Raw genomic sequence first — 11,429 nt, 5'->3', positions numbered from 1 at the left:
TGACCTTGTCAGGCTATCTTTTTTTATGTTCTACCGAGGCTATTTCATACGCATTGAATTTTAAAGGTTAATAATTAGGAATATATTGGGCTACCTATTGCCTAGTATTATGGTATCTCCACGAGTTTCATAAGTGATGGGAGAGGTTAGGCTAATCAGTTCGATTACATTATCAAGACTATTGTTGCAGATCACTCCCGAGAAACGATATTGCTTGATACGTTCGGATTTAAATGCTATTTGCATATTATACATCCTGTTAAGCAGTACGGCAATTTCTTCCAGTGTTTCTCCATTAAATACAAGATCGTTATTTCGCCACATTTTGGCATACGATGAATTATCCAGTTTATGTATTGCCAGCTTGCCCGATCTTCGTTCGAATGTGGCATTTTCGTCAGGAGAAAGAATAACGTTATCTCTATCGGAAGAAACACGGACCGAACCGGAAAAAAGTGTTGCGATGATTTGAGAGTCTTCCCGGTAGGCTTTTACATTAAAAGTAGTTCCCAAAGCTTCTACATTCATTCCTGCCGTTTCTACAATAAATGGTTTCTCTTTATCCTTAGCTACTTCGAAATATGCTTCGCCTGTCAATGACACCACTCGTTGAGTGGCTCCGTAATTCGCATTGTAATGCAGTTGAGTATATGAATTTAGCCAAACGACTGTACCGTCCGGTAAGGTAATATTTGCCCGTTGTCCTTTTCCTGTTTGGACAAGATAGCTCTTATCCGTTACTGTGGGTTCTGTTTGAGAAACTGTATATAAATGACCTCCTATTCCTGCTGTTATGATTAAAAGAATGACTGCTGCATACTGGAATAAACGCCTGATTCGCATTGTCCGTTTCTGCTTTCGTCCATTCAACTCTTGTACGGCATTATGCATTTGACTTTTGACCCGTTCAAACATACGTCCTTGTACTTCGGCAATGAGCTTGTTATTAGAGCCTTTCCAGGTTTCCTGATAATAGTTGGATAACTGTTCTTTTGCTTCCTGACTGTGGAGCCAGTCAGATAGTATTCGTTCTTCATCCGGAGAGGTTTCTCCCCGCATAAAACATTCTAATAATAATATATTCGTATTCTTCTCCATGGGCTTTTATTATGTATATCTCCATGGAGCCAAGAACCCTTACAGGGTGCAAAGATTTTACTCTGTATTTAACATTATTTAAAATTAGAAGAAAGAAAAAATAGAGCCAAAGCTACAATTTCATTGGCTAATTTAGAACGTAAGAAATGAAGGGCACGATATAATTGCGTTTCAACTGTTTTTTCTGACAAAGATAGTTGGGCGGCTATTTCTTTATTTGTCAGATGTTGTTTCCTGCTCATGAGGTAGATTTTCTTCCGGGAAGAGGGTAACTGTTCTACCAGTTCGTCTATATATTCTTGTAGGGAGTCGGTGTCAACATCTATTTCAAAGTGCTTGTCGGCATCAGTTTGTTTGATTGAATCCAGAAAACGTTCCGAGAGCAGCCGTTTCTCTGTTTCTTTGTATACCATGTTGCGTGCTATCGTGAAGAGATAGGCTTCAAAACCTTCTTCCGGTTTGATATCTTGATGTCTTTCCCAAATCTTTAGAAATACATTTTGAGTGAGGTCCTCTGCTAGTATTTTATCATATAGAAGGGAATGAATAAAATGAAATACACGGGGATTATATTTCCAGAAAATAGTGTCGAAAGCCTTTTCGTCACCTTGTTGTAAGAGTGATAAAGTGTGTGTGTCTATTTTCTCTAAAAAATGATCCATATATTCAGTGTCTTCAATCCTTTTCAGAGGAAGTTTAAAGAGTTATCATTCAAAAGCTACTCTGTTTATAGACGGAAATAAATACTCTTTTATATAAAAAGTATATGTAAATAAACCCGTAAACCATTGGCAAATATAAGGAACATTTTTTATTTTGAATTACTTTTATAGAGAAAATGTGTTGGTCGGCAGGATGAATGAAAAGAGTATGCTCTATGAAATTACATGAAATAAGAAAGGGGGAGATCGGGATTTTTGTATAAATAATAAAGGCTTTTATAATTATGATATAAAGAAATGAGACTGAATTCCCGCCTTTCCCCTGGAGAATTCAGTCTCATTTATATGATTCAAGTCAATGGATTATCTGCTTCCGCCTGCCCACCAAACGTTTTCACTATATACATATTGTCCGTTTCCGTATGCTGCTTTCACTTCGGCATTCGTTGTTGTGTCGCTATTGCCATAAGGACAACGTAATGGGAAAGAGTTCGGATTTTTTAGCTCAATAAAGTTTTCGCCAAGTCCTTTCATTCTGCGAACATCATTGTAAGATTCTGTCGCTTCTCCTGAAGCTCCCCATAATGCGAAGTATTTTTGAATCATTGTTGTTTTCAACGGTTCGGCTGTATATTTGGCTTCTACTGTATTGTCAAAGTAACTTTCGGCTTCAGTATCTGTAATACTACTTGCCGGGTTGATGAGCGTTTTGCCCAATTCCTTTCTTGAAACGCTAAAGCTATTTTCTGCATTTAACAATCCGGCTACTACAGCGTCTTTTAATGCACTTTTTGCATCACGTCCCAATCTGCATAGAGCTTCTGCTTCCAGGAACTTTAATTCATGATAGCTCAATAACAGTGTGGGTGCTGATATAGAATACATAAATAAAGAAGTTCCATACTTGGAAGTACCTTGTTCCGGAGAACCGTTAGGCGCATATACGGCATTGTCAGCAGTTCCCGGGGCTTGTTCTTTTCCAGATGCACCTTGTTTAGTGATGAAAGCTCTGGACAGGCGTGGGTCGTTGTATTCTGCCAGTTTGCTTCTCATGCTTTCGCTCGCACCTAATCCGGCACGTGCCACAAAGAAACCGTAAAGCGGATTTATATTGTTGGCGTCATATACATCGAATGCTGCTTGTTCTTCTGCACTTTCGAAAGAGTTATCCACATATTCCAAAACCTTCTCCATGTCAGCGTCTTTGTTGGCAGATCTTTTAAGAAGGTGCATTGTGTAACGCGCTTTCAGACCATACGCCAACTTTAGCCATTTTTCAGCATCGCCCTGATATAACAAATCTTGAGCTCCCGGGTCTATCAGATCTTCTTTCTGTAAGTCTGCAATAGCATCGTCCAGGTATTGCATTGCTTGTGTATAGATCTCTTCTTGTTTATCCATTTTAGGAGTCAGGTAAACAGGAGAACCATTTTCGTCAACTAAGGCTGCCTGGCTGCATGGAGCATCTCCGAACATATCGGCTATCAATGCACAATTATAAGCAGCCAACACCTCTGCCATACCTTTGGTTGCAAAATTTCCATAATCTATTCCTCCCTCACTGCATTGATTGATAATGATACGGGCGGATTTCAATGTGGAATACAAACCATTCCATGTATTATTGAAAGTGGAAGATGAAGTCGGTTCGCTTTCTCTGGTTTCTGCATAATACAACTGGTTGTCAACACCTACTTCATATTCAATGTAAGCAGATAGATAAGTATTGAAATCACCTCCTGCGTTAGAGAATGCGGTAGAGGTTATTACATCTGTCAGAATGAATCTTCCGGCCACGCTTTGCGTATGTCCGTGATCCTTATTGATTCTATCCATTGCATCTTCCGAACATCCGGAAAAGACAACTGATAAAACAGTAGCGGCAAAAATGCCTTTGATTATATTATATGTTTTCATCTTTCTTTTTAGCTAATTAGAATTTTACATTAAATCCAAAACCATAGCTGGCTGTTCCCGGAAGAGAGAAACGTTCGAATGCACCTCCCATATTGTCATTACCCTGTGAAGCTTCCGGATCGAAGCCTTTCATTTCAGACCAAACCAAAATGTTGCGGGCAAAAACATTCACGTTCACATTCAACCATTTCTTTGAGAATACCGGATAGCTTACTGATAATTCACGCAGTTTTATATAAGAATTGTCATAAATGTAGGATTCGTCAATGGATCTTCTTCTTGTGAAATATGCTTGAGCGTCTGTTACCTTTATATCATTGGGCGCATAGATTGAGTTACCGTCTGCATCTTTTCCTGTTTCTTTAACGGAGTTTTCCACAATGAATTCGGTATTACGCATATCACCAGATAATTTGCTCACACCGTAATAGTTCATTTCACCTGCGGTACCACTATACATCTGTCCTCCTTGTTTCCAGTCGAATACTGCAGAAATACGGAACTTGTACAATTCGATATTTGTATTGAAACCTAAACGGAAGTCAGGAGATACAGTTCCGATAACCGCATCTTCTCCCTGCATGGGAAGTCCGTTTTTGTCTACCACAATCTTGCCTTCGTCATTACGCATATAGCTTTTTCCGTAGATCACAGGGAACTTGTCACCAATTCCGGCACGTACCTGCGGAGTAACAAATCCTCCTAACATAATACTTTCTACTCCTGGAGCCAATTCGTCTACGTAATTGTCGATTTTGGAGAAGTTGAAAGCGAAGTCGAGTTTGAAGTTCTTGGTATCTACCGGAGATACGCCCAATGTCAACTCGTGAGTATTTGTGTGGATTTTACCTCCATTCATTATCATACTTGAGGCTCCGGTTGAACCTGCCAAAGGAACTTCAAATATCTGATCTTTTACATTCTGACGTGAATAGGTATAATTCAAGGTTACCAGTCCGTTTAAGAAAGTAAGATCTGCTCCCAGTTCGTATGATTTTGTATTTTGTGGTTTTAAGTTAGGGTCATATACCTTATAATATGGAATGTAAGCCATTGCTCCATTAATTGGATAAACAATAGGATTTCCCATATAGAAGCCGCCACCATAAGACGGAGTATAATAATAACTTTGAGTATAATCACCGGCCATACCAACTTCTGCATAAGAAGCACGTATCTTACCGAAAGTCAATATGTTATTCTTCAGGGGAGCCAGTTCGGTGAAGATGAATCCTAATGACACTGAAGGATAAGTGAAAGAACGGTTGTCACGTGGCATGCTTGAAACAATATCGTTACGTATACTTCCGCTTAGATAGAGCATATTTTTCCATGCTACTGACAAGTTGGCGAAATTACCTACCGTCCGCTTCTTGTTGTATTGGCTTTCGTTAGAGAATACAGAAGCATTATTCAGATGATTCCATCCCGGGAAATTGAAGTTCATGCTATATGCGTATTCATATTTTGTCTTTTTATCTACAAACTCATTACCAATCAACGCATCCAGGGTCCATTCTTCGTTGATATTCCATGTGTAAGCGGCAGTTAACAGTGAGTTTAACTCATTAACAGTGTAATGGTATTCTGAATCTTCACCTGTAGGTGCCCAGGTACTTCCATATCCGTAGATTTCTGAATAATTGGTAGTGTAAGCGTCATCACCGATCTGGTATTTAATATCCAGTTTGTGATTGTCCGTTCCAAATTTAGTGGTGTATTTCACGAAAGCATTTCCGAAGAAACGTTGTGAACGTTCAGAGAACTGGTTATTGTCAACTGCCCAATATGCATCGTCGATCCAGCTGTCACGATATGTATTTTGTGTGTAAGGGTCGCCTTCTATGTGAGAAGGAATGCCGGCCATATTATAGCTGACGGGTGCATTATAGATCGTAGCAACCACACTGGTGTTGGCTGTAGACTGTTTGGAGATTTTTGAAGTCACAAAGTTTCCATTAAATCCGGTAGTCCAGTTAGGATGGAGTTGTGCTTCGGCGGACATTTTCACGTTATATCTATCCATACCAGTTGATGGAACGATACCATTACTCGTGGTGTTACCCAAAGAAAAGGAGTAGTTACCTTTGTCGAATCTCTGGGCTACATTGACGTTATTGCTCCAAGATACACCTGTTTCAAAAAAGTCCTTCATGTTGTTATATGCCTGTGGAGTAGCCCACGGATTCATGCCGGCAGCTGCAAGTTGAGGAACATAGTATTTTCCGGACTGTTTACCATATTGGCTGGTGTAACTGTTGTCTGTATTTCCTCCGTAGGTAGGGTCGTTAGCTAATTCGGAAATCTTAGGACCCCATGCGAAAGGAGATGACGGATCGAAAGTACCGCCTGAACCTTGTGCATATTCTTGTTGCAATTCCGGAAGAGTTGAAATCTTATCAAAGGAAAGGTTAGTACTGAAAGTTATAGTAGGTTTCCCTTTATCTGCTCCTTTACCACTTTTGGTAGTGATAACGATAACACCATTGGAAGCTCTCATACCATACAAAGCAGAAGCGGCTTGTCCCTTTAATATATTGATACTTTCTATATCATTAGGGTCAATGTCGACAGCACGGTTAGCATAGTCCGTTCCATACGCTCCATCGGTAAGAGAAGTGCTCACATCTGCGGTAGAAGCGATAGGCATGCCATCAATTACATACAATGGAGTATTGTCTCCAGTGAAAGAACGAGAACCGCGAATCGTAATCTTTGAAGAAGCACCCGGCATACCTGATGATGGGGTGATGTCAATACCTGATACTTTTCCTTGTAAGGCTCCCGCTAAATCTGTATTAGCAGCACGTGTCAACGCATCCGATTTGACATCTTGTACGGCATATCCCAATGCTTTCTTTTCGCGTGAAATACCCATAGCGGTAACTACTACTTCGTCTAGCTTTTGGGCGTCAGCCTTTAATACAACTCTCAAATTTGGCTTAATAACGACTTCTTGTGTTTGCATTCCGATATACGAAATCTGCAAAGTCTTTGCAGAACTAAATATTTTATATCTTATTGATTATCAATAATGTAATGTCTCGCATTTAGCTGTGGGGAGCTTTTTCTTTTCTTAATTAATGATACATATATACTTAATTATTAGATAATTAAATAAATTCGTTATTATTACCAGTCTATATATGTAATACTTAATCTCTACCCAAAAAAGATGTAATCATCTGATAATAAACGTGATATTTATTTAGTAAGGGAATACTATATGAAGAAAATTGTAACAAACTAATTCAGACTAATATTCAAATGTTGATTATTAGTCAAAGTAAATATGGCGTTCATTGAAATTTCGCAAGCGAGTTATTGTTTCTTACGTAAAACTACTTATGTATATATTTATAAATAATAAGACCTGCAATTTCGATTAATTCTAAAATTGCAGGTCTCATCTATTTATTTAAAACTTATCCTTATATGGAGGCAATATTAAAAAATGTTTTATCGAGGTAGATTATTACTCCATCCCTCTGTTTGTATAACTCCAAAACCTGAATTGACTTCAAAAGAAGGTATTGGGTACACAAATTTTGCGATGTTGAAATTAGTGTACGATCCATCTGCTACACTAATAATTTTGCCTAATCTTCTTGCATCAAAGAAGCGATGTCCTTCTTGAACCAGTTCTAATTTTCTTTCTTTATCAATGGCATCAATAACCGTTTGATCCTCTGCTATTTCATTGTCATCCAAATTCGGATTTCTTTTGGCAGCTACTTCCAATAGTTTTTCTTTAGCTTTTCCATAATCAGGAGTTGACTGTTTTGCATATGCTTCTGCCTGTATTAAATACATTTCAGGCAGTCTGAAAACCGGCAAGTTAGAAATCTGATTATTGGTTGTGATACCACGCATTTTTCCACCAGTCCACGTACCGCCAAGAAGTGCCAGACGAATATCATTAGATGAATATTCTGCTATTGTTGCGCTGTTAATAGACAAACCGTATTTATTCCATAAAGTATTCAGAGCATTAGCGGACAAATAATCATCTTCGGCTTTTGCTATAAAGAAAATGTCTTCTGTCGAAACAGCCAATGTCGTGTACATATTCTTATAGTCTTCTTTGGTTGATACAATTGTACCACCACTTAGGGTTATTGCCTCTTGAGCCGCTGTAATAGCCCCTTCGTAATTTTTCATATAGAGTTTTACGCGAGCTTCAAGTGCAGCAACTGCAGCCGTATTCATATACTGTTTACCTACATTTTCAACACCTTCTTTAGCATAATATTCTTTAGCCTTCGTTATATCATCAAGAATCAGGCTATAATTTTGTTCTACACTGACTCTTGACACCTGTGAATAGGCAGGGATGGGTTCAGTAACGTTTACGATACCTAATGTCGTTTTGTTGGCTTCCGAATATGGCAAACCAAACATGTTAGTCAAATAGAAAGAGCAGAGGGCTTTAATTGCATAGGCTTGAGCGATGCATCCTTCCACTTCTGACAGATCCCCCTTTGTTACTTCTTTAAATGAAGCACCTTCTTTAATGATACGTGCACAACGGTCGATAGCCCAATATCCGTATGCCCATATTTCTTCTATGTATGAATTAGTATCCAGTATCTGATAGCGGAAGATGTCATAGAAATGAGACGTTGCAACGGAATGTGAAGTGATATCCGTTGGCGCATCTCCAATTGCTAATACATCACGTCCCAGAAAACGATATGAACCTAATGTGTAATATACACCATTTAGAGCATTCTGAAAATCTTGGGTAGTAACCAAGGCTTCTTCTGTCGGAACAGAAGTTGATGGCGTTTCTGTCAAGAAGTCATCGCATGCGGTGAATGAAATTGCCATCCAACCGGTTAATAAAGCAAATAATATTTTCTTCATTGTCATAAATTTCTAAAGTTATTTTTTAGAAGCTAAGATTAAGACCGAACATGATATTTCTAGGTACAGGATATGCCCAAGACTGCATACCGGTAGATCTGGTTTGTGGATCAAATCCTATAAAATCTTTAGCAGTGATAGTGAACAAATTGTCAGCAGAGATATAAACTCTTAAATTGTCAATAGCCACCTTATTCATAAGGTTCTTCGGAAGAGTATATCCTAAAACCATGGATTTCATTCTTAAATAAGAACCATTCATTAAGAAACGGCTGGAATTAGTTTCTGCTCCCGAGTTGTCTCCAGCTACAAATTTGGGTACGTCGGTTATATCTCCCGGCTTTTGCCAGCGGTTGTCATAAACATAGTTAGATACCGGACCTAAGAAATAATGTCCAACCTGCATATCAAATGCAAATCCGGAGTTATATACTTTATTTCCCAAGGTGAAACTGGTATCAAAAGAGAAGTCAAAACCTTTGTATTTGAAATTCATTCCAAAGCCACCATAAAATTTAGGATCGGCAGAACCTACAATTCGCTGACCGGCTTCATTTACATTTTTTGTTTTCTCATCCCCTTCTTGTCCTTTATACCACATTGCTTCTCCTGTTTCAGGATCCACTCCTGCATATTCCGGCATATAGAACGTATTATACGCTTCACCAACTTTTCTGATAGTTAGAGTATTCTCAATTGGTTTTTCTGTAGCAAGTTTTATGATTTTATTTTTATTTGCCGTACCAGTGAAACGAACATCCCAACTGAAATCTTTATTTCTAAGTACGTTAGCGTTAATTAAGAATTCTATACCTTTGTTTTCCATCTCACCTACATTTTTCAGGATAGATCCGAATCCAGTTGTGTAAGAAAGTGGTACATCAAATATCATATCTTTTGTCCGTTGGTTATAATAGTCTACTTCGAGTGTCAGTCTTTCGAAGAAAACAGCATGGATACCGATATCGGCTTTCGCAACAGTCTCCCATTTAAGATCCGGATTGGCTATTTGGTAAGGAATAGCTCCAGGTTTGCCATTATAAGAATATCCATAATTATACAATCCCATTGCTGCATAATAACCAATATCCTGATTACCTACAGTTCCATAACTACCTCTGATAGTCAAATCTGTCAACCAATTTTTGGTATTTTCCATAAAGCTTTCGTTAGAGATTCGGTATTTTGCTCCTATAGACCAAAAAGGAGCCCATTTGTTGTTTACACCAAATCTTGACGAGCCGTCATAACGGAAACTGCCTGACAGATAATATTTATCATTCAAGTTATATTCTGCATTCATAAAGAATGAAGAAAGAGTGCTTGCTTTGGTTGAAGATCCCGCCCCTGTTGGCTTGGAAGCATTGTCCAATTCAAAAACAGCATCACTAGGATATCCACTGGCAGCTGCATAAATTGTTCTATAAGATATTTTCTGTGCTTCTTGTCCCAACAACACATTCAAATGATGCATGTCTTTGAAAGTGCGGTTGAAGTTTACGGTATTGGTAATGGTCAAGGTTGTTGCTCTTTCCTGGTTTCTTTGACCAAGCATACCACTACCGGAATATTGAGGATTATAAATTGAACTGTAAAAGAACTCGTCCAAGTCAATCAAGCTCAATCCTGCATTTGTCTTCCATGTTAAGCCATCAATAATATTATAAGTAAAATATGGATTCACAACCAATGTAATCTGCTTTTGATTGCGTTTATCACCTTTTTCTTTATCGTTAATAGCTACAGGATTATAATTAACATTTGTATTATATGTTCCGTCTTCATTGCGCACCTGTTCAAACGGACGGATGTCATATACTGCTACAATAGGATTAGTATATTGGCTTTCAGTCATAGTGTTGTTTATATCGGAGAGTGCTCCATTCACAGAAAGTCCATATCCTATCCGCCCGCTTTTTCCATCTAAACTAATACGTCCGCTATAGCGTTTCATTCCAGTTCCGATGACGATACCTGTATTCTGAAAATATCCTCCACTAATATAATAGCGCAAATTTTCATTCCCACCTTGAGCACTGATATCATATTCTTGTGAAAAACCATTTTGCAGAATCTCCTTCAGCCAATCCACACTCTTGATATTTTGCGTCAAGTCCACATTATACCAATCCATAACATAGGCATTCAGCCATTCAGCAGAAGTCATGCCATCCTTACCGTCATATCCTGCATTTGTTAGTCCTTCGGTCCAGATCTCTTTGTATTTATCCAGATTTGTCGTACGATAATTATGATCTATCTTACCTACAAAACTAGTTCCGACTTTTGCATTCACATTAAAACGCGCTTTTCCCAGACTACCTTTTTTAGTAGTAACTACAATTACTCCATTCGCTGCACGAGCTCCATAAATAGCTGTAGCTGTAGCATCTTTCAAAACTGTGATGGACTCAATGTCGTTAGGATTGATGTTAGCCATCGGACTTGCCGCCATATCCCCTGTTCCAGCTTTGTTATAAGCCCCCATTTTGTCTGTGTAAATGGCAATACCATCAATTACGTATAAAGGTTCAGTTCCAGAGTTCATTGAACCAACCCCACGAATAGTAGTAGAAGCGTATGCACCAGGTTGTCCAGTCAAGCTATTTACTTGTAAACCAGCTACTGATCCTTCCAAAGACTTCATAAAGTTTGCATCTGTTTTCTTCATCAAGTCCTTGTTATCCACCGTTTGGGCAGATCCCGTAAATGCCGCTTTTTTAGTTACCCCATATCCGGTTACCACAACCTCATCTATTAGCTGTGCATCAGATTTGAGAACCACTCGCAAATTAGGCTTTATCGCCACTTCCTGCGTCTGCATACCGATGTACGAAATCTGCAAAGTCTTTGCAGAACTAAATACAACTATAATATATTGATTAC

The 11,429-nt window shown here is 38.6% G+C and carries 6 protein-coding genes; all 6 read right to left on the bottom strand.

The genetic code is table 11. The features are described 5' to 3' along the window. Positions 1 to 90 precede the first annotated feature (90 nt). On the bottom strand, positions 91 to 1,098 hold the full coding sequence (locus tag ACT8YW_RS07365) for a FecR family protein (protein ID WP_444104514.1): 1,008 nt from the start codon (positions 1,096 to 1,098) through the stop codon (positions 91 to 93). Positions 1,099 to 1,172: 74 nt separating this feature from the next. After that, positions 1,173 to 1,760, bottom strand: a complete 588-nt coding sequence (locus ACT8YW_RS07360; RefSeq protein ID WP_128859747.1) for an RNA polymerase sigma-70 factor — start codon at positions 1,758 to 1,760, stop codon at positions 1,173 to 1,175. Between the two features lie 363 nt (positions 1,761 to 2,123). Beyond that, on the bottom strand, positions 2,124 to 3,677 hold the full coding sequence (locus tag ACT8YW_RS07355; protein ID WP_099147512.1) for a SusD/RagB family nutrient-binding outer membrane lipoprotein: 1,554 nt from the start codon (positions 3,675 to 3,677) through the stop codon (positions 2,124 to 2,126). 16 nt (positions 3,678 to 3,693) lie between these two features. Then, positions 3,694 to 6,687, bottom strand: a complete 2,994-nt coding sequence (locus tag ACT8YW_RS07350) for a SusC/RagA family TonB-linked outer membrane protein (protein WP_444104533.1) — start codon at positions 6,685 to 6,687, stop codon at positions 3,694 to 3,696. A gap of 449 nt (positions 6,688 to 7,136) precedes the next feature. After that, positions 7,137 to 8,549, bottom strand: a complete 1,413-nt coding sequence (locus ACT8YW_RS07345; RefSeq protein WP_444104513.1) for a RagB/SusD family nutrient uptake outer membrane protein — start codon at positions 8,547 to 8,549, stop codon at positions 7,137 to 7,139. A 19-nt stretch (positions 8,550 to 8,568) separates the two neighbouring features. Continuing rightward, the coding region (locus ACT8YW_RS07340; protein WP_444104512.1) for a SusC/RagA family TonB-linked outer membrane protein at positions 8,569 to 11,429 on the bottom strand (2,861 nt) is incomplete at its 5' end.

The organism is Bacteroides sp. (assembly GCF_052357945.1).
Taxonomy (GTDB): Bacteria; Bacteroidota; Bacteroidia; order Bacteroidales; family Bacteroidaceae; genus Bacteroides.
This window is presented reverse-complemented; position numbering and strand designations above follow the sequence as displayed.

Excerpts from the sequence above, each read along its gene's own strand:
- ACT8YW_RS07365 (WP_444104514.1), bottom strand. The coding sequence starts at position 1,098 with ATGGAGAAGAATACGAATATATTATTATTAGAATGTTTTATGCGGGGA.
- ACT8YW_RS07360 (WP_128859747.1), bottom strand. The coding sequence starts at position 1,760 with ATGGATCATTTTTTAGAGAAAATAGACACACACACTTTATCACTCTTA.
- ACT8YW_RS07345 (WP_444104513.1), bottom strand. The coding sequence starts at position 8,549 with ATGACAATGAAGAAAATATTATTTGCTTTATTAACCGGTTGGATGGCA.
- ACT8YW_RS07355 (WP_099147512.1), bottom strand. The coding sequence starts at position 3,677 with ATGAAAACATATAATATAATCAAAGGCATTTTTGCCGCTACTGTTTTA.